This is a genomic window from Methanocorpusculum sp. (assembly GCF_030655665.1).
Taxonomy (GTDB): domain Archaea; phylum Halobacteriota; class Methanomicrobia; order Methanomicrobiales; family Methanocorpusculaceae; genus Methanocorpusculum.
The window spans coordinates 98,888-124,028 of sequence record NZ_JAUSPQ010000006.1 but is presented as its reverse complement, the minus strand read 5'-3'; the positions used below and the strand labels follow the sequence as shown (position 1 = coordinate 124,028).

General features: G+C 49.4%; 21 protein-coding genes. 14 read left to right on the top strand and 7 right to left on the bottom strand.

Going from position 1 to position 25,141, the window contains the following annotated elements:
- Positions 1 to 1,944 carry an ABC transporter ATP-binding protein gene (locus Q7J08_RS03875; protein WP_304910378.1) on the bottom strand — a complete coding sequence of 648 codons (1,944 nt, stop codon included), beginning with the start codon at positions 1,942 to 1,944 and terminating at the stop codon, positions 1 to 3.
- Positions 1,945 to 1,956: 12 nt separating this feature from the next.
- Positions 1,957 to 3,450, bottom strand: coding sequence for a class I adenylate-forming enzyme family protein (locus tag Q7J08_RS03870; RefSeq protein ID WP_304910377.1), 1,494 nt, complete (start codon positions 3,448 to 3,450; stop codon positions 1,957 to 1,959).
- A 144-nt stretch (positions 3,451 to 3,594) separates the two neighbouring features.
- Between Q7J08_RS03870 and Q7J08_RS03865 the strand changes: the two genes are divergently transcribed.
- Entirely contained in the window at positions 3,595 to 4,275 is a 681-nt protein-coding gene (locus tag Q7J08_RS03865; protein ID WP_304910376.1) for a hypothetical protein, read from the top strand.
- Positions 4,265 to 5,764, top strand: coding sequence for a hypothetical protein (locus Q7J08_RS03860; RefSeq protein WP_304910375.1), 1,500 nt, complete (start codon positions 4,265 to 4,267; stop codon positions 5,762 to 5,764). The genes Q7J08_RS03865 and Q7J08_RS03860 overlap by 11 nt, the downstream gene beginning before the upstream one ends.
- A gap of 35 nt (positions 5,765 to 5,799) precedes the next feature.
- Here Q7J08_RS03860 and npdG read toward each other — a convergent pair whose 3' ends face one another.
- Complete coding sequence (gene npdG, locus Q7J08_RS03855) at positions 5,800 to 6,477, bottom strand: NADPH-dependent F420 reductase (RefSeq protein ID WP_304910374.1); 678 nt, start codon at positions 6,475 to 6,477, stop codon at positions 5,800 to 5,802.
- A 260-nt stretch (positions 6,478 to 6,737) separates the two neighbouring features.
- On the opposite strand from npdG, the gene Q7J08_RS03850 reads away from it, so the two are divergent.
- The 11 genes from Q7J08_RS03850 (at position 6,738) to Q7J08_RS03800 (ending at position 19,861) form a co-directional block, all read left to right on the top strand.
- Complete coding sequence (locus tag Q7J08_RS03850) at positions 6,738 to 7,883, top strand: ATP-grasp domain-containing protein (RefSeq protein ID WP_304910373.1); 1,146 nt, start codon at positions 6,738 to 6,740, stop codon at positions 7,881 to 7,883.
- A gap of 109 nt (positions 7,884 to 7,992) precedes the next feature.
- A complete protein-coding gene (locus Q7J08_RS03845) occupies positions 7,993 to 9,477 on the top strand; it encodes an ATP-dependent DNA helicase RecQ (protein WP_304910372.1) in 1,485 nt (494 codons plus the stop codon).
- Positions 9,478 to 9,952: 475 nt separating this feature from the next.
- Positions 9,953 to 10,888, top strand: coding sequence for a GTP cyclohydrolase MptA (mptA, locus tag Q7J08_RS03840; protein WP_304910371.1), 936 nt, complete (start codon positions 9,953 to 9,955; stop codon positions 10,886 to 10,888).
- A 156-nt stretch (positions 10,889 to 11,044) separates the two neighbouring features.
- On the top strand, positions 11,045 to 12,889 hold the full coding sequence (locus tag Q7J08_RS03835; protein ID WP_304910370.1) for a hypothetical protein: 1,845 nt from the start codon (positions 11,045 to 11,047) through the stop codon (positions 12,887 to 12,889).
- Positions 12,886 to 13,911, top strand: a complete 1,026-nt coding sequence (locus Q7J08_RS03830) for a LarC family nickel insertion protein (RefSeq protein WP_304910369.1) — start codon at positions 12,886 to 12,888, stop codon at positions 13,909 to 13,911. Before Q7J08_RS03835 ends, Q7J08_RS03830 begins: the two co-directional genes overlap by 4 nt.
- 427 nt (positions 13,912 to 14,338) lie before the next feature.
- Positions 14,339 to 15,706, top strand: coding sequence for a coenzyme F420 hydrogenase subunit alpha (frhA, locus tag Q7J08_RS03825; RefSeq protein WP_304910368.1), 1,368 nt, complete (start codon positions 14,339 to 14,341; stop codon positions 15,704 to 15,706).
- A gap of 9 nt (positions 15,707 to 15,715) precedes the next feature.
- Positions 15,716 to 16,198: a coenzyme F420-reducing hydrogenase, FrhD protein gene (frhD, locus tag Q7J08_RS03820; protein WP_304910367.1), complete on the top strand. Its 483-nt coding sequence runs from the start codon at positions 15,716 to 15,718 to the stop codon at positions 16,196 to 16,198.
- Positions 16,199 to 16,348: 150 nt separating this feature from the next.
- Positions 16,349 to 17,113 carry a coenzyme F420 hydrogenase subunit gamma gene (gene frhG, locus Q7J08_RS03815; RefSeq protein ID WP_304910615.1) on the top strand — a complete coding sequence of 255 codons (765 nt, stop codon included), beginning with the start codon at positions 16,349 to 16,351 and terminating at the stop codon, positions 17,111 to 17,113.
- 19 nt (positions 17,114 to 17,132) lie between these two features.
- A complete protein-coding gene (frhB, locus tag Q7J08_RS03810) occupies positions 17,133 to 18,005 on the top strand; it encodes a coenzyme F420 hydrogenase subunit beta (protein ID WP_304910366.1) in 873 nt (290 codons plus the stop codon).
- A 124-nt stretch (positions 18,006 to 18,129) separates the two neighbouring features.
- Complete coding sequence (locus tag Q7J08_RS03805; protein WP_304910365.1) at positions 18,130 to 18,939, top strand: hypothetical protein; 810 nt, start codon at positions 18,130 to 18,132, stop codon at positions 18,937 to 18,939.
- Between the two features lie 112 nt (positions 18,940 to 19,051).
- Positions 19,052 to 19,861 (top strand): MerR family transcriptional regulator, encoded by an 810-nt coding sequence (locus Q7J08_RS03800; protein ID WP_304910364.1) that lies wholly within the window; start codon positions 19,052 to 19,054, stop codon positions 19,859 to 19,861.
- Positions 19,862 to 19,875: 14 nt separating this feature from the next.
- Here the strand turns inward: Q7J08_RS03800 and Q7J08_RS03795 are convergent, their stop codons facing one another.
- The 3 genes from Q7J08_RS03795 to Q7J08_RS03785 form a co-directional block, all read right to left on the bottom strand.
- Positions 19,876 to 21,045 carry an FAD-dependent oxidoreductase gene (locus tag Q7J08_RS03795; protein WP_304910363.1) on the bottom strand — a complete coding sequence of 390 codons (1,170 nt, stop codon included), beginning with the start codon at positions 21,043 to 21,045 and terminating at the stop codon, positions 19,876 to 19,878.
- Positions 21,046 to 21,147: 102 nt separating this feature from the next.
- Complete coding sequence (locus tag Q7J08_RS03790; protein ID WP_304910362.1) at positions 21,148 to 22,332, bottom strand: ABC transporter substrate-binding protein; 1,185 nt, start codon at positions 22,330 to 22,332, stop codon at positions 21,148 to 21,150.
- Positions 22,333 to 22,560: 228 nt separating this feature from the next.
- On the bottom strand, positions 22,561 to 23,814 hold the full coding sequence (locus tag Q7J08_RS03785; protein ID WP_304910361.1) for a DUF1015 domain-containing protein: 1,254 nt from the start codon (positions 23,812 to 23,814) through the stop codon (positions 22,561 to 22,563).
- Between the two features lie 39 nt (positions 23,815 to 23,853).
- Here Q7J08_RS03785 and rimI point away from each other — a divergent pair, with 39 nt between their 5' ends.
- Complete coding sequence (gene rimI / locus Q7J08_RS03780; RefSeq protein ID WP_304910360.1) at positions 23,854 to 24,336, top strand: ribosomal protein S18-alanine N-acetyltransferase; 483 nt, start codon at positions 23,854 to 23,856, stop codon at positions 24,334 to 24,336.
- A gap of 206 nt (positions 24,337 to 24,542) precedes the next feature.
- Here the strand turns inward: rimI and Q7J08_RS03775 are convergent, their stop codons facing one another.
- Positions 24,543 to 25,013 (bottom strand): DUF3795 domain-containing protein, encoded by a 471-nt coding sequence (locus tag Q7J08_RS03775; RefSeq protein ID WP_304910359.1) that lies wholly within the window; start codon positions 25,011 to 25,013, stop codon positions 24,543 to 24,545.
- Positions 25,014 to 25,141: the final 128 nt, after the last annotated feature.

The following is a 25,141-nucleotide window of genomic DNA, read 5'->3' as shown; positions in this document are numbered from 1 at the left end:
TCACTCACCTCCGCGGATCGCGGTTATTTTACCCGCTTCCATCTCGATGATCCGGTCCGCATACTTACCCGCAAGAACGGGGTCATGCGTCACCATAAGGATCGTCTTACCATCATTCCGCATCCCGGTCAGAACACGCATGATCTCATACGACTCCTTCGGGTCAAGACCCGTCGTCGGCTCATCCATAATAACGATCTCCTGACCCGTCGCGATAACACAGGCAAGAGCAAGCTTCTGGCGTTCCCCGCGGCTTAAATGACGGGGATTCATCCCGGCTTTGCCGCCGAGACCGACCGCCGCAAGAGAGACCGACGGCGAAGCATCGGACTTGCCGATGTTCTTCAGACCGAACATGATCTCCTTCTCGCACGTATTTTCAAACAGCATCGTGTCGGGATTCTGGAACACCAGACCGACATGCTTCGAGATCTCCGGGATCGACCGGCACGCGATGTCCTCGCCTTTCAACAGGACCGATCCTGCATCCGGACGGAGAAGACCGTTCAGATGTTTGACGAGCGTCGTCTTGCCTGATCCGTTCTCACCCAGGATCGCCGCGATCTCGCCTTTGTAAAAGGAGACCGAGACATCGTCCAGAGCAAGGACCTCGGGGAATTTGTGCGTGACGTGGGTCGCTTCCAGCACGACTTCATGGGTCGGAGTGGTCTTCTCGAGCGCCGGGTAGTTGGTGTTCTCGGGTTTTGGAACGCCGTCATACACGACCTTCCCATTGTTCATCGTGATCATCCGCGTGGCATACCCGATCGTCTCATCGATCATGTGCTCGATCAAAACGATCGTATGACCCTTTGCCGTCATGCTTTTCAGCAGGGTGTACACCTGGCGTCTGGCATTTTTGTCCAGCTCGGAGGTCGCCTCATCCAGAACGAGGAGAGGGGTCTCGCGGGAAAGTGCCGCGGCCATCGCGACCCGCTGTTTCTGACCGCCGGAGAGGTTGTGCGGGGCACGGTCTGTAAGATGACCCGTGCAGGTGACCTTGTAGATCTCGTCGAGTTTCTTTCTGACCTCGGTCTCAGGAAGATCGCGGGTCTCCAGACCGGTGAGGATCTCCTCCTCGACCGTGGTGAAGATCAGCTGGGCATCGGCATCGTCAAAGACCATGCCGACTTTTGACGAAAGCTCGGTCACATCTTTGTATTCATCGGCATATTTTCCGTAAAGAGAGACGTTCCCAACAACCGTCCCGCCGTATGCGTGAGCAAGGATACCAGAAATCGCTCGGGCAAGCGTGGTTTTTCCGGCTCCCGAATGACCGTTGATAACAACGAACTCGCCCGGGTTTATTTTGAGCGAGACATTATCGAGGGCCGGCGTATCTGCCGCCTGATAGGTGAACGTGAGTTTGTCCAAGGCGACCGAATCACTCGGCGCAGATTCCGTGTGGGTGGTTTTGATGACGGTCTTCGTCTTCTGCATGACCGAGGTTGCCGGCATCGCGATGATCTGGGCGATGATAACGTTCACCACCATGGCGCTCATCACGATCGGGATCAGTGCAATCGCGAATGCGAGAACGGTCGCAACGGTGGTCTGGGTCGTGAAGAACATCACGAAACAGGTGACCGCGATGAAGGTGAATCCGCTTGCAGGGGTGGCGATCGCAGTTGAAATTGCCGGGGCAAGGCGGGTATGATCCTTGACGAGTTTATACACCGCTAAACAGACAACGGCGCCGATCGGCTCCGAGATCAGGTTTCCCAACGGAAAGATCGAATGCGAAAAAACCGCACAGATAATTCCGGCTACAACGCCTATCCCAAGAGCTTCTTTGAACTTCGGGACGACGAGGATGATCGCAAGGCAGTAGAAGGCGATCGTCAGATTCGCGACGATGGCCCCCGGTACGAATAAGGAAATGTACCGGGCAATTGCTCCGGCGGCAAGTAAAATGCCGACGAGTGCTATATCACGTGATTTCATGATTGGTATGTGTTATGAGTATTGTTCGCGAAGTTCCCGTCTCAGGAGCTTCCAGCCGTTTACCCGGGGGAGGGCATCCACCGTAATGATCCTGCGGGGGACTTTATATCCCGCAAGCCGCTCTTTCGCAAATGCGCGAAGAGAGCCTTCCTTATCAGAGCTGTCCCAGCCCCTCCGCCAAACGACGGCGGCGACCGGCATCTCGCCCCGATGTTCGTCCGGGATCCCGAAGATCGCGATCTCGGCGACCCCTTCGTGACCGATGAGGACCTCTTCGACCTCGGTCGGATAAATTTTCCAGCCTGACATCACGATCATGTCCTTTTTCCGGTCAGTGAGGCAAAGTCTGAGATCTTTGTCGAGATACCCGACATCACCGGTGAGGAACCAGCCGTCCTCAAGAAACGACGCGGCGGTCTCTTTGGGCATGTTCCAGTAGCCTTTTGCCACGGCCGGACCGCGAAGCGCGATCTCGCCCGGCGTGTCGATCGGCAGCTCGATCGAAGAGTCGAGCTCGTCAACGATCTTGACTTCCGAGAAGCAGACCGGGTGACCCACACTCTGGAACCGGTCGGCCGATGCATAATCCTCGGGACGGATCACCGTTCCCGTGCCGATGACGACAGTTTCTGAAAGACCATAGGCGTTGATGACCGGGATGTTGTACCGGTAATAGAATTTTTTCCAGATATCGTGGTGGAGCGGGCCGCCGCCGGAGATGATCTCTCTGACGGTTGCCAGGCTCTCTTCGGGTCCCGCAGGGGCTTCCGTGAGTGAATGGATCACCGGCGGCATGCCGGCGAGAACGGTCACTTTATGTTCTTTGCAGAGATCGAGGTATTTGGTGTAGTCATACCTCTCCATCATAACATAGAGAGCGCCTGCCCGCATCGCGGCGATCCCCCAGGCGAGACCTACGTGCCCCATCGGGTAGATGCCGAGATAGACGTCGTCCTGTTTGTAGGTCAAAACATCGCAGATGTTGTGGATCGCGGCGAGCCAGTTTCCATGGGTGAGCATTGCCCCTTTGGGTTTGCCGGTGGTTCCGGAAGTATACTGGAGCTGGCAGAGATCATCGTGTTCAGTATTCTCCGGTAAGAGACGGGGAGCGCCGCGCATGGACTCGATGTCGTCCGGCACATACGTCTTGACCGGCAGATCACGGGCTGCAGACACTCCTTCTACATCAGTAATGAAGATCTTTGCCCCGGAATTCTCCGTCATATAGGCAAGTTCGCTTGGCGTATAGACACGATTTGTAGGAACTGCCACGCAGCCGATCCTCCAGACGGCGAAGTAGGAAACGAGGTATTCGGGGCTGCTGTTCATATAGAGAAGGATACGGTCGCCTTTCACGGCACCGAGGGAGAGGAGATCGCGGGCGATCGCGGAACTTATTGAGAGTATTTCAGCGGAGGTGTATGACGTGTTTCTTTCCGGACAGAAAAAAACCGGTTTTGCCAGACGGCAGGAGTTTGCATCAAGAAAGGTGGTTATATTCAACATCAACTATCACAACAATATACGTTAATGTATAATTGTGTGCATCATAGGTATAAATATGCTCCCAATTGAACGGGGAGCAGGAACCTCCCTGAGGCAAGGCAAGAAAACATCTATCAGAACGTACGTAAATATATTGACTAATTTATGGCAGAAACACCAGAAGGAATACCCGCACCTCTGCAGTGCTCCGGCGTAATTGCTCCTCTGATCGATGAGGCGCGGGCGCGGGAGATCGTCCGCGAGTGGCTGGAGTCGGACACCAAGCCGTTCATCCCCGACGACAAGATCAGGTTCGGGAAAGCCGTGATGCTCTATTATCCTTTCTGGAAATACAGCAGGGAAGACGGCGGCACGGATGTGACCATCTACCGGCCGGCCTTCGGAACACTTCTTTCGGGTCTGCAGAATCTGCAAAGGTTTGATATTAAATCCAGCCCGGTCCCGGATGACGCAAATATTTTGCCTGCCACCATCTACTCCTCGGTATATTATCCCGATCTCCACGGGATCGCCCGGGCAGAGGAGTTGATCGGGATCCCGCTCTGGCTGATCAGTTACAAAGTGAAAAATTCCATCTACATGGTCGAGGTGGACGCGGAATCCGGCATGGTCTATGAAGAGTGGCACCCGATCAAAGAGCCGGTCAACTGGAGAAAGACTGCGATGATCGCCAGTATCCCGGTAATGATCCTCTCGCTGATCGCCGTCTATTTTAGTCCATGGTTATTCCTTCTGGTGGCGGCACTGCTGATATTCTTCCTGTATCAAAGCGAGATGCTTGGTGTGATAAACCTCAAACGCAAGGAGGGAAAAGATGGGGCTTGAACGTTCAGTCGAGGATCAGGTCGCCGAGTTCTATTACAAGGCAAAGATCACCAGAGGTGTCGCCGACCGGACACTCCGTACCTGGTTTGCAAAAGGGATCAAGGCCCCCGATCTGGCAAAGTATGCCGTAGTCAGCGAAATGTATCTTATCTATCTGCCGTTCTGGAGATTCATAGCTCAAGGTAAAGCAGTCGCCTGCGGCTACTCTGAATACACCGAGCAGACAGGCAACGTGATCAGAAACATCTTCGAAGAACTGATCGACGAGGAGTTCATCTGGACAGAGTGTGCCTGCGATACCGGCAAATACGGCATCGAAAAACTCTGGCTGGATCCCGGAGGAGAGATGCCGTACGTTCGGGGCTCGGTCGTCTCGATGGAGCCAGGCGGTTCCGCGATCGAAGCAAGCAAACGGGGGCGGGAAGCCGTCCATGATCTGATCCAGGATGCGGCCGAGAAGCGGATCGATATCCTGACGCTGACCAAGTCGTTTCTGATCCCGAAGGTGTTCGAACTGGTGTATGCCCCGATATGGATAGCGCACTATGAGTACAAAGGCGGGAGCTTCACGGCGATCGTGGATGGAGTGAGAGGCGATGTGCTTGGCGGGTCCAGCCCGATCAACCTCACCGCACGTACCCGGATGATGATCCTCTCCCTTGCCGTAGGGGGGATCATGATCGGTTCATCGGTTGCCATGCTCATTCATTCCGGGCCCTATCAGCTGGCCGAGATGTTCCAGATCATTCTGCTTCTCCTGGGTATTGCCATGTGTATGGCGGGATACCCCGCGTTCAAAGAGGGTAAGACCTTCGTTGCTTCGGGAACGATGCAGCATATCTCCTCGCTCCGTCCCGCAGTCAGAGTACCCAAACAGCTCACCGATCACGAGATCCTGAACCACGAATCGACCATCCTGAAGTGTCCGCTCTGCGGGGAAGAGGTGAACCAGCCGTGGGGTGAGGTGATCTCTCCCTGTAAGAAATGCGCCCATCTCCTGGACATCACCGCAGATACGGTGAAAATCGTTCCCTATGATGTGGCCAAACCGGATCTTCTGTCGAAAGTAGCGATGGAGGGAGTGAAAGCTGATTTCATTCCGTTCTGGAGATTCGATGTGGACTTCGAAGTGACGGATAAACTCACAGGCGGAGATACTACGACTGGTCTTCCCGACATTGACGGAAAACGGAGTTACTATATTTGTGCGGCGGATATCCCCAGGTATCTTTCCGAGCCGTGGGAGATCGATATGACGATCAGAAACCCGGAGATCGTTGAGATGATCGCCGGGTATGAAGGGAATTATCTGCCGATCCTGATGAACCAGAAAACCGCACGGGAACTCACAGAGTTTCTGTATCTCCGATACGAAACGGAAAAGCCGGGTATCCTGCAGGTCCTCAGGTACAACTTCACTGTGGAGAACTCGCGGATCGTATATATTCCGTATTATAAAGAACAGGGATCCCACATTCCCGGCATCTGAAAAAAGAGAGGGATTCTCAATTTTTTTGATTTTATTTATTTGAAGTATACACCTACATCCTTCAGACCATTTCTCATTGCGATGGTAATGACAAGCGGCGTGATCCCCTCAACGACCTTCGTCATTGCGAGAGGTCCGGCATCGAGCGGCTTCAGTTTGGATACGCTGCCGACAAGCTCCATAACGGTCTTCTTTGCGTCTTCATCATCACCGCAGACAGCGACGCTGTAATCCAGAACTTCGTCGAGTTCCATCCATTTGTTAGCTGCAACATTGTTGAATGCTGCAATGAGTTTTGCAGAGGCAGGGAGCATCTTCTGGATAGCGAGTGCTGCGGAACCTTCTGCCGGTGCGTCCGGGAGGAAGTACTTTTCTTTCGGGTTTCTGATCATCGGGTTGATAAGGGAGATGACGATCTTGTTTTCAAAGGCGGCTTTGCCGATGGTTTCAATCGTTCCCTGAACTCTCTCGAAAGGTAAGGAGATGATGATGACATCTGCTGAGCATACTTCTGCATTCGTCGTGCCCGAGCAGGTCGTTGCCGTGCATTTCCGGTCGTTCAGAGCACAGACAACACCGTCTGCTGCGATGCAGGCCTTTTCCGACTCACGGGAACCAATAACCACATGGAATTTCTCGCCAAGACATATCCTTCTTGCCAGACCTTCACCGATGTTGCCTGTTCCGCCAATAATTCCTACTGTTTTTGTCATAAAAGTAATCCTATTGATTTGTTTTTCGACGGGATTCCTTTCGGCAATACAGAAAATGAAACCCGGATCGACGATTTACTCTTAATCCTAATCGCATATACCCTTTTTGTTCAGAAATTGAGGGACAAGGCTGTAAAAGCAGTAATATCGCCGGATATAGTATGGGTAAATATTTACCGGCTTAATTAGCATAAATACATGTATTAGTCTGCTTAACTGCAAATTTATATAAATTTACATAATTTATCGAGGGTGATTCTATGATAATTTTGGAAAAACCATATGTTTCCGACTATCTGCTTAAATATCTTGCATCAAATAAAATTCCAGTACTTGCAAACGAGTATGCAGTTTCCAATACCAGAGGGAATACCCTTAATTTCATACGTACAAAAGAGGCGGTAAAGAGATATCATGACGGCGAACGGCTCTATACCGTTTCTGAAAACGCCCTCGATTGGATATATACGAATCTGCCGGACGGCGAACTTGTCCATAAGATCAGCATACTGAAAGACAAAGCAACATTTCGTAAAACGGTATCCGATCTCTATCCCGATCTGTTTTTTGAAGAAGTCACACTGGATCAACTTCGAAGCGGCGATCATACAAAGATTCCTTATCCGGTCATTCTGAAACCATCCGTCGGATTTTTCAGTGTCGGGGTCTATGCGCTGTTCAATGAAGATGATTTGAGAACTGCAGTATCCGACATTGAGGCAAATATACAAAAATGGGCGGCTGATTTCCCGGAAACGGTCATCGGTTCAAAATTCCTTCTTGAACAATATATCAGAGGCACGGAATATGCAATCGACGCGTATTACGATACTGAAGGAAAACCGGTCATACTGAATATCCTGACCCACAGGTTTGCATCCGAATGCGATGTCAGAGACAGAATATATTATACGTCTGCTGAAATCATGCAGGAGTATCTTCAGCCGTTTACCCGGTTCCTTGAACGCATCAATACACAATTACGTATAACGGATTTTCCGATGCATATCGAGGTCAGAGTTACCGAAGACGATATTATCCCAATAGAATTCAACCCGCTGAGGTTCGCCGGTTCCTGTTCTACAGATATAGCGTATTTTGCTTACGGCATAAACACAGTAGACTGCTATCTGAATCAGATCAAACCTGATTTTGATGATATTATCGGTAAAAAACTTGGGAAGATATACAGCATGATCCTGCTCGACAAGGGCGGAAAAGAGATAGACAGTGACAGATTCAACTACGGTAAACTCTATACTGAGTTTGAACATGTTCTTGACGTCCGCAAGGTTGAAGCCCCGGAAATGGGATTGTTCGCTTTCCTGTTTACAGAAACAAGCGTCGTTAATGAGCAGGAACTTGACAAGGCGTTGGTATCTGACTTTTCGGAGTACCTATTCTGAACAAAATTACACTCCCAAAAGCTGAGCAATGAATAAAGTGGATAAGAGAAAAGTGAATACCCCGCCGGCACCAAAATAAAGGTGAAGAATGTCATCTGCATAGAATTTCATGACGAAAGGGATACAGCAAACTCTGGAAAGATACTTCCATCATCAGACGTTCCGTCCAAACCAGCAGGAGATCATTGAAACGATCGTCAGCGGGAGGGATGTACTCGCAGTGATGGCGACGGGCGGGGGGAAATCCCTCTGTTATCAGCTCCCGGCCATGATGCTTGAGGGGATGACGATCGTTATCTCTCCCTTGATCGCCCTGATGAAAGATCAGGTGGATTCGCTCTCGAACCAAGGAGTAACGGTGGAAACCCTGAACAGTCTGCAGACCTATGATGAACGGCGCAGGGTCGAGCGTGAGATGAAGGAAGGAAAGATCCGGATTCTGTATGTTTCGCCGGAGCGGGCGGTCACCCCGGCATTTTTCGCGACGCTTGCCGGCTGTAAGATCGCGCTTTTTGCCGTGGACGAGGCACACTGTATTTCGATGTGGGGGCATCAGTTCCGACCCGAGTACCGGGAGATAAAGCATCTGCGGGACAAGTTCCCCGGCGTTCCGATTGCCGCTTTTACGGCCACGGCCACTCAAAGGGTGCGGGAGGATATCATAAAAGAGCTGCGGCTGAAGGACCCTGCGGAGTTCATCGGAAGTTTCGACCGGAGAAATCTCCGGTACTCAGCATTTGCCGAGCCGAACGCCCAGGTCAGGATGCAGAAAATCATCAGCTATGTTACTGCCCACAAAGATGATTCGGGGATCATCTACTGTTTCTCCCGGGCGAGTACCGAAGAGATGGCGGAGCGCCTCCGAAAGGTCCATATCCTCGCAAATCCGTATCACGCGGGTCTGCCGACACCGGAACGAAGCAGGGTCCAGGAGGGATTTCTGAACAACTCGATCAGGGTTATCTGTGCCACGGTCGCTTTCGGCATGGGGATCGATAAGCCGGATGTCAGATATGTGATCCATTCCCATATGCCAAAAGACATCGAGTCTTATTACCAGGAGACCGGCCGTGCGGGAAGGGATGGGAGGCCGGGGGAGTGCCTGCTGTTTTACTCCGCGGGCGATCGGCGCAAGATCGATACTATGCTCGTACGGGAGTTCACCGATCCGAAAAAGTCGGAAATTGCGAGAGAAAAACTGGATCAGATGTATGCATACTGCACGGCCGGGTCATGCAGAAGACGGCTCCTCCTTTCGTACTTTGATGAAGAAATCGATGAATGTGGAAATTGCGATAAGTGCGGAGACCAACCCAAAAAAACGGTCAGACCATCAGGCGGCAGTCTTACGAAGGTGATCCTCTCGGCGGTCCAGGCGGTTGACGGGATGCTGACGACGCCGGAGTTCATCTCGTTTCTTCTCGGACTGGAACGGGCAAAGACGGTGAGACTTCAACTGAACACGCATCCGTACTTCGGAGCGGCTAAAGGGCGGGAGAGGGAAGAGGTCGAGCTGGAAGTCAGCGGACTGATCCAGGCAGATAAGCTCCGCCTTAAAGGAAAAACCGTGATGAAGTTGTGCTCTGCTCAATGAGAGGGCGACTCTATTAACACATCAAAAAACGTTGTACCGATCATCTTTATACCATTCTTTTTCACATTTTCAACACGACCTGAATGATTTCTGCCGCCGATTCATCTGAGAAAAAAACACTCAGAACATCAGAGCGCGTCGCAAAATTCCGCCATTCATCACCATAAAACCGCCAAAAATCTCCAAATTTTAGCATATTCCGAGATGGTTGCCGATTATGACCTCGACACCCCTGTCACGAAGATTTCGTGTCTGAGAACACACCTGTGAGCCTTAACCGAGCACATCGACGCGTTTTTCGTAAATAAAACCAAAATCATCATCAGTCGCGGGGTATTTTTGCATTATTTTTCTTGGAGTAACTGGAATCCGAATACGTATAAAATTATATACCCTCATCCCCATACACATAGTTACACGTTGACGTGCCTCTATGAAAAACGGCACACTTAACGAAAAAAGGACACGATATATAATGTCATTACCAGATGTGCAGTCCACCGCCCCGGATGTGAGAATCAGCCTGACGCGTGTTGGTGTGAAAAATGTCAGAAAACTTGTCGAGGTCGGCAGGCCAGGAAAGACCCGGCCGGCGATTTTCATATCCGAGTTTGATGTATTCGTTGATCTCCCCAGCAGTCTGAAAGGAGCAAACCTTTCCAGAAACTTTGAAGTGATCGACGAAGTGCTCCAGCAGGCAACGAGCGGTGATGTCAAGGGTATTGAGGATGTATGCGGGATCGTTTCACGAAAACTTCTCGATCATCATGAATACGCTGACCGCACGGAAGTTTTTATGAGAAGTTTCTACATGATGAACCGGGAGACACCGGTCTCGAAGACATCATGTCAGGAAGTCATCAATGTCTATGCACACGCAGTTGCTGAGAGAACGAACGGTAAACCGATAGTCAGAAAAAGCGTCGGCGCCGAGGTCACCGGTATCACCGCATGTCCGTGCGCCCAGAACATCATGAAGGATCATGCGATGCATGTGATGGAAAAACTCGAGATCCCCGAGGATAAGATCGATGCATTCTTCAATGAGATCCCCATGGCAAGTCATAACCAGCGCGGACGGGGTTTTCTCTGTGTCGAGACAGACGGCGACATTATTGTCCCGCTCGAACAGATCGTCACCGTCCTCAAGGAGTCGATGAGCGCAAAGATCTACGAACTCCTGAAACGCGGCGATGAAAGCTATGTCGTGATGGCGGCCCACAAGAACGCCAGATTCGTCGAAGACTGTGTTCGTGAGATGGCACGAAGAGTTGTTGCCACGTTCGTTGACCTGCCCGGAGACACGCACATCACGATCCGGCAGACGAACGAGGAAAGCATCCACCAGCATGATGCCTACGCCGAAAGAAAGGCAACACTTGCCGAGCTTCGCGAAGAACTCAGCATATAATCCAATTACTTTTTTCGAACCTATTCACCCACGCTCATCCTTCAACACACATAAATTCACCACAACCACATAGATAAATTTATGTACTTATGACCTATTGTGAAATGTATATATGGTTTGAAAGTCTAACTCTCACAAAATCAGAGGTGGAATCTCATGACGAACGACACAAAGCAAAAAATCATGTATGCTGCATCCATGGCGGCAACTTATCAACCAGACTCTTTATCCAACGATAAACTTGAGGCTGCAACAAAAGGTCACGGCGCACTTGTAATTCAAGTCTATGCTGCCGCCAACTCGATCACAGAAGATATCTTCTGCTCGATTTCCGGAAAGCAGACCAACTGTGCGGAAAAAATGACCGTTCTTGATGCATCTCTGGGACAGCTCCCTCTGGATACGGTCATTGAAAAAGCCGTTAAAGCGGCCATGAATTCAGGAGCAGCTCCTGAAAATGCAGCTTTGATCGTTGCATCCCTTGCCTACTTTGCAGGATCGGCCGCACGATCGGGTGTTCCTCTGGGAAACAGAAAACTCGGCGCTATGGCCAGAATGCATGCCGGAGGAGCCAGAACAAGCGCTATTGCTTTGGTAACCGGAAAATCTACCCACAGGATCCAGGCATTTCCGGCATACATGGCGATCTACAAAGCCCTTGATGAGAAAAAACTGACCAGAGTCGACGGATCAACCCTTCCCGGATTCATCTCAGGCGGAACGATCTATGGTCACTCCGCACTTGGCGAAGACTACAACATACCGGAACTTGCCTACAATGCCGCACAAGTCGGAACAAAGGCCATGCTGAATGCAATGGCCGGAGCCGGAGTCACTCCGCTTGGACTTTGGCCGGCATTGATCGGGGCAGCGGTTACGATGGAAATCGTACATCCTGACGCAAGTTTAGGTGAAGAATTTGGAAAATTCGGAACCGTTGATTCCTCATATATGGCTGGAAAAGGCGCCCGTGATGCAGCAAATCTCCCTGAAAAACTGCATATCCGCGGAACACATGAAGAATATGACGTGGCAACACTCATAGGAGACTTTGGTCTTATTCTTAAAGATATCGGCGGACCGTCAGTGATCGGATCAATGGCATTTTCAGAGATTTTTGCCGGATTTGAAGAAGCAGCGATGATCGGCGCAGGATTTTCCGGAGGACCTGTCAATGCTCCCCTGGGTCACGTGCTCGGAGACACTGTTCCTGCTCTCCGGCTTTTAATGCAGAACGGCGGCGACGTGTTCGCGGCAGCTGACATTATCAGGGAATACAAGATGAACTCGTTCATCGATCCGGAACTTGCCATATGCAGTCTGAATACCATCGCACGAAAAGCCGAGCAGGTTTCACGGGGAAAGATCACAAAAACCTGCATCTTAGCATCCGAAGGAGTCCGTGACAGAGCGATCTACCGCCGTGCGGAAAAGACCTATGATATGATGAAAAGCGGAAAATCTTTGGCCGACGCAGCAAAACTTCTGGATGAAGAACGGAGAGCGTATGTCGAAAAGAGGGGGTCTGCGATCCTTTCCGGATTCACCGGTCATACTATCGAGCTGAAATTCACAGAACTCAGGTCGCATGGAAGACGCACGGATAAGTTCACCGAGCGTTACTGGGGTTTTGATTCCTATGTTTCCTATGACGTAAAAATCGACGGCAAACCCTACCATGTGGAAAATCTGAGTGCAAAAGAAGTGCCCGCATTTGCACTCGAAGGTAAAAACAAAGACAATCCCGACTGGGGAATTGCTCTCCAGTGCGGTGCGATCCTCACACAGGAGCTTCAGTATATCGGTCATACCATCATTAATGTGACGGTACCGGCGGCAGTTGGCGCTCTTTTTGATATGGACGCAAAAACGGCGGCAAAAGAGGCAGAAAACGGGGCATATCTGACCCGCTCTATCCCCGGTGCAAAAGATAAGGCCGCTGAAGTTGCAAAACTTGCCCAGCTGATCTATGCAAAGATGGAAGAACCATTCCCAGAATGAAAACGTTATTCATTGATCCGCGGATCGGAGGTATCAGTGGAGCTGCCTTTACGGCGGCTCTTTCTGATCTTGGTGATCTTGAAGATCTGCACAAAAATACTGCTGATGTTGTGTCTCGATTCACGGGAAACGATCCTGAGATATTGATGAACGATTTGGGATTGTCAAGTGCTGCGAAAGAGAAGGCACATGCAGTTTTTTCTGATCTGGAAGCTGCATTCACGAAGTTTCATGAGGGAGATTTTTCCATCACGCAAGTACTCCCGGAGGTTTTGTGTCCGATCGCACTGTTGGATGCAATGGAGCTTCTTTCGTTTCCGATCTATGCGGCTCCGCCCGCTCTTGGAAACTGCCTGCCTGAAACTCTGGAGATCTGTGCTCTGCACCGGGTACCTGTTTCAGATACTTTCACCGATAAGGAACTGACAACACCTGTTGGTGCATCTCTCTTAGCAAATCTTGCGGTTTTTCGCAGATCGATCCCCTCGATGACGCCGGTGAAGACGGGATACGCAAAAGAGTATGGTCTTTTGGTCGTTCGGGGCGAGGTTTCTGATTTGACGGAGGAGAGGATCATCATTCTTGAGACAAATATTGACGATGTCTCAGGAGAGATAATCGGATATACCGTTGAGCAACTTTTGGCATCCGGGGCGGTTGATGTATTCGTTACGCAGGGATTTGGCAAAAAGAACCGGCCGGTATTTGTCTTATCCGTCATCACGACTCTTGATCAATACCAAAAACATGTAGAGATTTTAATGGAGGAAACGGGAACTCTTGGTGTGCGAATAAAGGAAGAACCGAGGATCGTTGCAGACCGCTGTAGGAAATCCTATCCGTTTACGATCTCCGGAGAGGAGTTTTCCGTGCGGGTCAAAGTGTCAAAACACTGCGGCCGTATTATTTCTATAAAGCCTGAGTTTGAGGATATGAAAAATGCTGCACAAAAACTGAAGATCCCCCTTAAAGATGTGGCAGCGGAAGTACAAAGGCAGATCCCAAAGATAATGGATGACTGAATTTTTTGCTGCGGTTATCAGACCAATATATCAGAAATTTTCCTGATTATGTCAGAAAGAGAGCCGTTCACCCTAAAATAGATTGGGGAGGAACTAATTCCTTTTTTCTAAAAAATGAGCCTCACTGAGAGCGCACACTCAATAGGGGGCAGAAACGCCATGGATTCCCCGGAACTTGACGTAAATAATCATAGCGATTGTAATTATAATATTTTATGCATACTTTTATTAATAATAGTAATACTACATGTAAAAATACATGCGCAGTTAGTGAATTGTCATTAACCGTGTGGGGAATACTTAATTACTCACGGAATAAAGACATGGATTAGCGTACTTCTGTACGTGTCATTAATCCAAAAGGACAATGGTAATATTCCTGTATAGCTGTTTGAAAACCTAAATAATTTAGGATGAGGCGAAAACATTGTCGAAAGTAGTAGAAATTTCCCCGACCACAAGACATGAAGGTCACTCCAAGCTCGTTTTAAAAGTAAACGATGAAGGCATCATTGAGCGCGGAGACTGGCTTTCTATCACACCGGTTCGTGGAGTAGAGAAACTTGCCATTGGTAAAACCTATGAGCAGGTCCCAAAGATCGCTTCCCGTGTTTGTGGTATCTGTCCGATTGCCCACACACTTGCCGCAACTGAGGCAATGGAAGCATCAATGGGTGTTGAGATCCCAGACGACGCATACCTCCTGCGTATTATCCTCCAGGCTGCAAACAGACTGCATTCCCATGCACTGCACGACATCCTGGCTCTTCCGGATATGTACCTCCCAGGAACCGACACAAAGATCAACCCCTTCACACCTGAAGAGCCGGTCAGATCTGTCGCAAAGCGTATCCAGACCCTTCGTATGATCGGTCAGACCATCGGCGAGATCGTCGGTGGCGAAGCAGTACACCCGTCCAACCCCCGTGTTGGTGGTATGTACAAAAACATCACCCCACGTGCAAAAGCAAAGGTCTACGACCTTGCAAAGCAGGCACTCCCGCTTGCACGTGCACAGATGGAATTCATGATCGCAGTCTTTGAGAACTACGGCAAACGTGACTGGGCAGAAATGTGCGGCCGCGAAGTTGCAATTCCAAAAGACCTCGGTTTCCACCAGCAGGGCTACATGGCAGCTGACCCAATGTACGGCAGCTCCTCTCTTGACGAACACCCGACCTGGGACCCAGCACGCTGGCTTGAAGTCAGACCCTGGGACTGGTATATGGGTGAAGAAGAGATCACCATGGACGACCCCGCATACCCAGTCGGCGGAACCACCAAAGCAGGTGCAAAAGCATGGCCGCAGATGCAGGCATGCACCGGCGTACCACTGTACGACGGACAGCCTGTTGAAGTCGGTCCCCGTGCACGTATGTCCATCTTCAAGAACTACGACCGTAAAGGCGCAATCGGCCTGAACATCGCTCGTGAAATGGAATACATGGACTCGGTCTACAAGATGATTGAGGCAGCAGATGCACTCAACACTAGCGGATCCACCGTAGCAGACGTCATCCCACAGGGAGACGGCGAAATCGGATGGGCAGCAAATGAAGCACCACGTGGCTGCGACGTTCACCTTGCAAAAGTAAGGAACGGCAAAGTCGAGTGGTTCTCCATGCTTGTCCCGACCACCTGGAACTTCCCGACCTGCAGCCGTGCACTTACCGGCGCACCCTGGGAACTTGCAGAAGTTATCGTCCGTGCATACGACCCCTGTGTTTCCTGCGCAACCCACATGATTGTGCTGGATGAAAACAACAAGCTCGTTGCACAGAAGCTCCTTGAGTAAGCATATACCATGGAAGGACTGTTCCCAGAAATAATGATCGCCGGTGTCGGTAACGAACTCTTTGGCGACGACGGATTTGGTCCGGCAGTGATCAGAGCTTTAGCTGACTACGAACTTCCCGACAATGTAAAAGCAATGGATGTCGGCCTTGGCGGCCCTCACCTCATCTTTTCGATGCTGGAACCGGAAGTCACAAAGAAACTGATCATTGTGGACTGTATGGATTTCGGGGGAAAACCCGGAGATGTTACGAAAATCCCCGCCGACCTTCTGCCGGAAGGCAGACAAGAACGTTACATGGATGCCCATTCCGGAAATCTGCTCGATCCAATCGGCAGACTGAAAGGAAAAATGGAAATTATTATTATCGGGTGCCAGCCCGGGTATATTCCTGCTCCGGACTCAGAGGACTTTGCCCTCGAATTAAGCCCGGAAGTTCAAGGAGCTGTTCCCAAAACTGTAACTGTCATCTTACAGGAATTAGAGAGCTGAAAAATGGGATTATTAGATAAACTCAAAGGCTTACTGTTCGGTAATGAGGCTGTCAGCGAGGGAAAACAGGACGCAAAGCCTGGTGCAAAACCAGCTGACGCAAAGGTCGAACAAAAGCCAATTATTACAAAACCAAAGGAGGAGAAGCCAGTGGCTGACAAGATTACTGTAGGACATGTACACATGAGCGGTTGTACCGGATGTCTCGTGTCCCTTGCAGATAACTACGAAGGATTACTTACAATCCTCGACAAATACGCTGACCTCGTCTACTGTCTGACTCTCGCCGATGTGCGCCACATCCCAAAAATGGATGTCGCATTAGTCGAGGGTTCCGTCTGTATCAACGACGAGTGCTCAATGGAAGAGATTTTAGAAACCCGTGAGAATGCAGCAATTGTTGTAGCTCTCGGAGGCTGTGCCTGCTACGGAAACACCACCCGTTTCTGCCGCGGCGGACAGCAGAACCAACCCCAGCATGAGGGTTTCCTGCCAATCGGCGACCTGATCAAGGTCGACGTGTACATCCCCGGATGTGCACCGACACCACAACAGATCAGAAACGTCTGTCTTATGGCATTCCTGTTACTCAAAGGAAATGACGAGCAGAAGGCACTTGCAACCGCATACCTTACGCCCCTTATGAGCCTTGCAGCAGCAGGAACCGAAGCATGCGGCTGCGACCTGATGACCGAAGTCATCAACCAGGGTCTCTGCTGCGGATGCGGCAGCTGCGCAGCAGCTTGCCCGGTCCGTGCAGTCACGATCCAGTATGGTAAGCCGCAGGTCGAACGTGACCTCTGTATCAAATGTGGAGCATGCTACGCACAGTGCCCGAGAAGCTTCTTCAGCTTCGAAGTCTGTGGACAGTATGAAGCAATCACTAACCTCATTGGAGAGGTTATGAAACCCTGAGGGTCCGGAGGCGAAAAAAATGGAATATCTTGGACAATACAAGGCAGTCTACAAAGCTAAATCCGGCTGCGAAGACATTCTCGCAAAGGCCCAGGACGGAGGAATCGTCACATCAATGTTTGCCTACGCACTTGAGACAGGCATTATTGACGGAGCAATCGTCGCAGGACCAGGATCAGAGCCATACAAGCCTGAACCAATGATCGCCACAACTGTAGAAGAACTCTTCGCAGCACGTGGAACGAAATACTCAGTATCACCGAACCTTGCACTGATCAAAGAGGCAACCCGCAGCTATGGTCTTGACAAGATCGGTATCGTCGGAACCCCATGCCAGATCCAGGCAGTACGCAAAGCACAGCTGTACCCGATCGGTATGCGTGACGTCCCCGACAAGATCGCACTTGCACTTGGTATCTTCTGTATGGAGAACTTCCCCTACCAGGGACTCTTCCAGATGGTCGAAGACCACTGTGCAACCAAGATCGACAATGTCACCAAGATGGACATCGGAAAGGGCAAATTCTCTGTCTACACCGAACGCGGTGTAAACTCACAGATCCCCTTAAAGGTCACTCACAAGTATGAGCAGCCCGGATGTCACGTCTGTCTTGACTACGTCGCAAACATGGCAGATATCTCAACCGGTTCCGTCGGAACTCCGGATGGATGGTCTACCGTCTTCGTTCGCTCGGCAGCCGGTGAGGCAGCCTTCAACAAGGCAGTCGAAGCAGGCTGGATCATTGCTGAGTCAATGGACGGAGTCAAGCCAGGTCTTGAACTCGTCGAGAAACTCGCAACCGAGAAGATCACCAAGAACCAGAAGTACCTTGAGCACAGGCTGCACAAGGAGCACCCGGCTCTCAAACCACTCCGTAACCCCTACATCTAAACCGTGTAGAATGGATTACGACATGTACCCATCCTCTCGGGTACACTTTTTTTTGAACCTTACTCTTTGATCCGATGATCTCAAACGAACATCTTTTCATCTCTAAAAGATGTACCTCTTTATCATGAACGATACCTCCTCTCCTGCGCCGAAAAAACGAACGGCAAAACCCAAACCGGATAAAACAACTGAGCCCAAATCGGCAAAAACTTCAAAGAAAACAGCCCTTGCAGAAGATATAGTCACTAAGCCTGAAGAACAGCCGCACGATACCCACAAACCTGTTCCTGAACAGTTCCTTACTGATCTTGCATCTCTTGCAGAGATTCTCGAAACAAATCCCACCATTCTTGAGCCAATCAGGGAAGTCTTAGAATATCATCTCGTTGACCCGATCGACAGGAAAACCTTCCCGAAACTCGTCAACGCAATGTCGATGCTGCTTGGAGCAAATGCTACTATGGTCCTCATGACGGCCTGTCATGTCAACTCAGCGGCATTCTTCGAAGATCTGCTCTATGCGATCAAAGATGAAAAACAGAAAAGTGCCGTCTGGATCATCCAGCATCTAACATCGCTGTACGGGAACCGTGTCCAACAGGCATACACGCTCTCTGCCGGCACCATGGACGAAGACTGGCATATGATCGATGTCAACACCTTCAAACGGGAGGGTGATACCCCTCTCTGGATACTCAACCTTGAGCTTGTGCTCTACAACGGGACCGAAACCAAAATCACCATGACACCCGACTCCGTCTTCCAGCTGGTCGAGATCCTTTCCGCCGAACTGGCAAAAAATATCCCAAAGGAGAATGTTGACGAAGGACTCATCACCAAATGCGAAAAGAACTTCACCGCCTTCTATGAAAAGTTCTATGGCTGCAAAGATGATGAGAAGCACAAGGAAGAACACCCGCCCGGATATGCGTGAATGCTCATAATTCCTCTTTTTGGAAAAAACAACGTAAAAGAGTTGCAACTCTCCTGCTGCCGGAGAGTAGATACTGAATTTATCACACAAATATAATCGTACCTTGGGAGAGATGATGTTTAGGATCGGCGAGTTCTCGAAGATGAGCAAAACCACCGTAAAAACTCTGCGGTATTATGACGAAATCGGGATCCTTGAACCGGAAAAGGTCGACCTTGCACGCTACCGTTATTACACGACCGGTCAGCTTGTAAAGCTTCACTACATCCAGTCTCTTCAGCAGGCAGGTCTCTCACTCGATGAGATAAAGAAAATAATCTCTGGAGAAGATGCCGCAGGAATTCTCGAAAAAAGAAGAGCCGGACTTGAAACGGAACTTAAGGAAAAAACCGACCAGCTCTCCCGTATCGATTTTATCTTACAAGGAAAGGAGGAAGAATATTTTATGAATTATCAGGCAACCATCAAAGAAATCCCCGAGTGTATCGTCTACTCGAAAAAAATGACGATCCCGAACTATGATGCATACTTCACGGAGATTCCGGCAATAGGCGCGGAATGTGCGGCAGCAAACCCTGACCTCAAATGTACGGTGCCGGGTTACTGCTTTGTCGTGTATCTCGATGGGGAATATCGGGAAAAAGACATAAATGTCGAGTATTGTGAAGCAGTTGAGAGATTCGGCAATGAAGTGGGTGACATCAAATTCAAAAAAATGCCGGCCATCACCGCAGTATCAGTAATGCACAAAGGATCTTACAGCAATCTTGGTGAGGCATATGCATTCATATTCAAATGGATCGAGGAAAACGGATACACGGTAACAGGAAGCCCGAGAGAGAGTTACATCGACGGGATCTGGAACAAGGAAAACATCGCTGACTGGCTCTCAGAGATCCAAATCCCGGTAATGAAAAAATAAAAAATCTCGCTCTATCACACCGAAAATAATTCGTTGAACGCTTCGGCAATGGTCGGATGAGGAAACACCTGGTCACGCAAAACCGTGTAGTCGACATCCCGGTCCATTGCCAGTTGTATGATGATGATGATTTCATCCGACCCTGCACAAAATAATCCGGCGCCGAGGATCTTTTTTGTATCGGCATCGATGATCGTTTTCATCATTCCGGTTGTCTGACCGATGACCTGAGCCATTAAGATGCTGCTTGCAGGAATTGTTGTGATCAGAACATTGCATCCGGCCGCCCGTGCCTCCCGTTCAGTTTGTCCAACACGCGAAAAAGGCGGGGAGATGCACATACTGCAGGACGTACGGTGATCGTCATTTGCGGCATGATCCACGCAGGGACTTATGAGGATCGCATCGGCCGATATCTCCTGTTTTTGTCCCTCGGAGGTCAAAGAGATCAAGGATGATCGCTTTTCCATTACTATTTTCTCGACATGAGAGCCGAGTTTAAAGGTAACACCCCGTTCTTCAAGAGCTTTTTTGATCTCAGCAGCAATATCCTCATCTTCTTCTGAAAGAAACACCATCTCTTCGTCTAAGAAAGTGACGGTAGAGCCAAATCCCGCATAGATCGAAGCGGTTTCAAGCCCGACCTGGCCCCCGCCAAGAATGACGAGCCTTTTTGGAAGATCCACAAGATCCATGAGCATCTCACGGGTATAAACGATCGGGCAGGTATCAATCCCGCTGATCTCGGGAAACATGTATCGATCTACGGAAGCAAATACGATCTCGGATCCGGAAATGACCGATGTCTCCTTTGAGGATTTTATCTGGACTTCATTCTCAAAGATGACCGACCCTGAACCGCGAAAGACGGTAACATTGTCAAGCTTTTCCAGCTCATCAAGATCATTATTTACGAGCGTTGCCTGAAACCGACGCTTCTCCTGGATGGCTCTCCTATACCAAATATCCTTTTCATCAAAGGAGAGGCCGGGATGGAGCTTCACAAAATCCGATTTGTGCACAAGAAAGTGTGATACGATATCTGCCTGATCAACAGAGGTCCCGTTAGGTATGTCAGCGGATTTTTCTATGACCGCCACTGATTTCCCTGCCGCCGCAGATTGTTTTGCAAGGATTTTCCCGGTTTTGCCGATCCCAATAAGAATCACATCAAACTTTTGCATTGATGCATTACTCTTTCCTCTGATGATTTAAGTAAGTATAGCCAAAACAGATTTTAAAAAATGAAAGGGATAAGCCGGAACAACCGGCATTTTTCATTCTGATTATCGTCTTTTTGCAATAGCAAAAACTGATGCAGCACAAAGACCTACAAGGATTCCTGCTAATGGAACGGGAGTCTGCGTAGAATTTGCAGATGAATCGTTCTTTGCATAGATCGTCAGTTGGTCATAATCTGAATCGCTAAGATCGTACCTGAAGAACAATGAGTAGAATTCCTTGACGTTGTCTTCGACGTTGTAATTGAACACATCAGGGTAGAACAAATTACCAAGCCAGATCATTGAAAGGAGCCGCTGAACTGAGGGTGGACCTCCCATCCAGCTGTAGGGACCATACGGTGCCTCGTAAACATTTCCATTCTTCACAGCAGAAAGTGACTGCCACATTTCTCCGTTCAGAATATCATTGTAATAGGCATGATCAGCGGTGTAAGCTACAATGATATAATCCGGATTCATCGAAAGGATATCCTCCATCGTATACTCATCGCCTAATCCGCTGCCCGTAACAGCAGGTCCTGCAAGATTGTCTGCCAGATAGTTGATTACTTCACCGTGATACGAATTCTCGCCGGAACCGATCAGATGAACTGAGTTGCCGTCAACACCGGTGACATAGATCATGGAGACTTTATTCGTGCCCACTTTTGCCATTCCGGTATCAAACTCTTTCAGAAGATCCGAAACATACGTGGAAAGCTCCTTTCCGCGTGTCTCATTCCCAAGAAGAGTCCCGAGTGTGAGATAGGACTGGGGGATATCGTTGAGTTTATTTTGCGTAACAAACGCAAAAGGAACACCCGTGGTTGCCTGCATGTTATCAAGATCCGTTTTCATCGTCGATTTTGCCTCACCAACATCCAGAACAACATCGATATGGAGCTTCTTATTGAGTTCCATGATCTCTTCGGCATTCATGGTGGATTTCGATCCATAGAACTGACCGGTCACCGGTAAAGCGAGAACACGTGCATCGATGTATTTTTCCTGATCAGCAGAATACTTGCTGGATATGCTCACTAACAGATCAGGATTGAATGAATAGAGCACAATTTGTGCAAGAGGGCCGGAAGGCGATACAGCGTCAATAGTTGCCGGTAATGTAATTTCACGACCGACATCATCAACAAATGTTTTAGTCTCTTCAGCTGAAACGCCACCGCAAAAAACAGCGGCTCCAACACAAATTAGAACCAAAAACAGGATTATTCCTCGTATTTTTTTCATAGATACCTCCACCTCACAGATGGATAAAAGAATATGTCTTGGAGCGTATATAACAATTACTGAAATATTACATTAAGTAAATTAAACATAGTTAACACAATGTGCTTTTTTTCTGATATGTTTCCGAATGTGATGGAACGATTTGCCGGCATTCGATCATGACCCATAACGGTGAGAAAAACACTGTCTATAATGAGACGGAAAAATAGGGAGAGGAACCGCCCAAAATCAGCGGATCTCGTGGATGACCATTCCAGAGAGCAGTTTCGGCTCGAACCATGTTGATTTGGGCGGCATGATGAGTCCCGCATCGGCCACATCGATGACCTGCTGTGCAGTGACCGGCTGCATGATGAACGCCGCAGAGTATTCTCCGTTGTCAACATCTTTGATGACTTCTGCAAGAGGAGCAATTCCGCCGACAAAGGAAATACGCGGATCGCCGCGGGGATCGAAGATCGCAAGCATATCATCCAGGACGAGCTCCTGCAGTACTGAAACATCGAGCCGTGAGATCGCATCGGCGGCGGGATCGACCGGACGGGTCAGTTCATACCACTGGCTTTCAAGATACAGATGGATGATGTGCATCGATCCGTCATTCTTGACGGGAATGATATTTTTGGATACATCGACCTTCTTTAACGGTGTGATGGTGAATCTGAGAGAGAGATCTCCCAGGAACTGGTCGGCATTCATGCCGGCGAGATCCCGGACAAGACGGTGATATCCGTAGATGCGGACCGAGTCATGCGCAAAGAGGACGCTCATGAACTTTTCTGCGTCAGGGGTCGCACGACCTGCAGAGAGCCGTCTTTCCAGAACGTTGGCCGAGGACTTCGCCCGGTGATGACCGTCGGCGATGTACAGGTTCGAGATCTCCGCAAAAAGTCCGGTTATCCGGCTGACTTCAGCAGGGTCTGCCACCCGGAAGATCTGGTGGAGATTGCCGCCTGCAGAGATATATTCACCGTCGGGTGTATGGGCGGCAGCTATTCTGCATAATGTCTCATGGATGAGACCTGAATCCTTGTAGAGTAAAAATACCTGACCGGTGTGAGCGGACACAGAATCGATATGCCGGGTCCTGTCCTCTTCTTTATCGTACCTGGTCAGTTCGTGTTTTTTGATCGTATCATCATTGTATTCAGCTACAGAAACGCAGGAAACAAGACCGGTGAACAGTTCGCCGCCAAGAGTTATCTGATAAATATAGAGCGAAGGCGTATCATCTTCAATGAAAAGTCCCTCTGCCTTCATCTTTGCAAACATTTCTGCGGCTCTTTCATAGACGCGGTCGTCATGCGGATCGATATCCATGAGTTCCGCATCGGGTCGGATCACACGAAGGAGGGATCGATCATTTTTTGCTATTTCTGCAGCAGCCTCTTCAGCGCTGATTACATCGTATGGGACGGACGGCACGCTTCGATATGCATCCGGAGCGGGGCGAAGACCGGTGAAGGGATATACGCTAACCATTATGCTATATTGGTTAGCGCCCAATAGTAAAAATAGCAAATGGTAACCTTTAGAGGAGTGGGCGGGACCGCCGCCGGCTGTCTGATCAGGAAGGCAACGACCGAAGATATTCCGGATATATACCGGATCGAACTCCTGTGCTTCCCTGATCCCTGGGATTATAAGGCAATGCTTGAGATGATGACGGTTTTTCTGACATCGTTTTATGTAGCGGAAGCGGAAGGAAGGATAGTCGGATTTTCAGCAGGGGCAATTGAAGAGACCGATCAGGAAAAATACGGTCATATCTGTAATCTTGCGATCTCTCCTGATATGCGGGGATTTGGTATCGCGAGACTTCTGCTCCGTAAGCTGGAGCGGGATTTTTTTCTGGAGGGATGCTGTGGCTGCAGTCTGGAGGTGCGGGTAGGAAACACCCAGGCACGAGCTTTTTACAAAAAGATCGGGTATGAAGATGTTATTTTATTTGGGGAGTATTACAAGGATGGGGAGGACGCCGTTGTGATGATGCGGTGGTTCTAAATGTCCTTGAAAAATATGTTTATGTTGGAAGACCTCGGATAAGAAAGTATCATGATGCAGACTCACTTCAAAAAGCGGAGTAACGTTCAAGGTGCCAAGGCCGGCAACGAGGAGTATCCGCCTGGTTCGATTGATCGCCATATGAATATCGTTAAGGAAAGAAAATATGGGTTCATCCCCCAGCCCAGATTCAAAAAGCGAAGAGCTTACTGAGCATCAACATCCCTGATGCTCTCAACATTTCTTTTTTCATCCTGATAGACAAAACTGTCAGCCAGGCGTTCATCCTGAAGCTTTTCCCATGCGTCTTGGCCCTTTTCACGAAACAGATCGTTGTCGTGTTTTACTATTGGATATCCCTTAAAAAATTCAGCAAAATGCTCACAAGGATAACTCTCACATACTGCACACATTTCTATGCCTTTCTCTTTTGCACATATCCTTATTGCACAACCAGGATTTCCTCCTCCTTCGCGGCATGAGGTGCAGGTTCCGTTTTCGGCCATGTCTTTCAAAAATGGCCAGAAACCGCTACCCCCGGGGATCATATTGATGATCTCCTCAAATCCGGCTGCTTTCATTTCATTGTATAAGACTTTGGCAGCAGGAGTGATTTTCGCTTTGACGGCGCAATTTTCGCAGTAGAGACCGCAATAACAGCTGTATTTTTTATCCATACGTTCACTTCCAATATTTTTGTTGACTTACTCTATAACTATATCAACAACCGGCATTTCACCTTTTCGTCAAAAACACGTAATCATTTCAAACGATTTTTCCTCTTCAAACATCAAAGAGCGTGTCG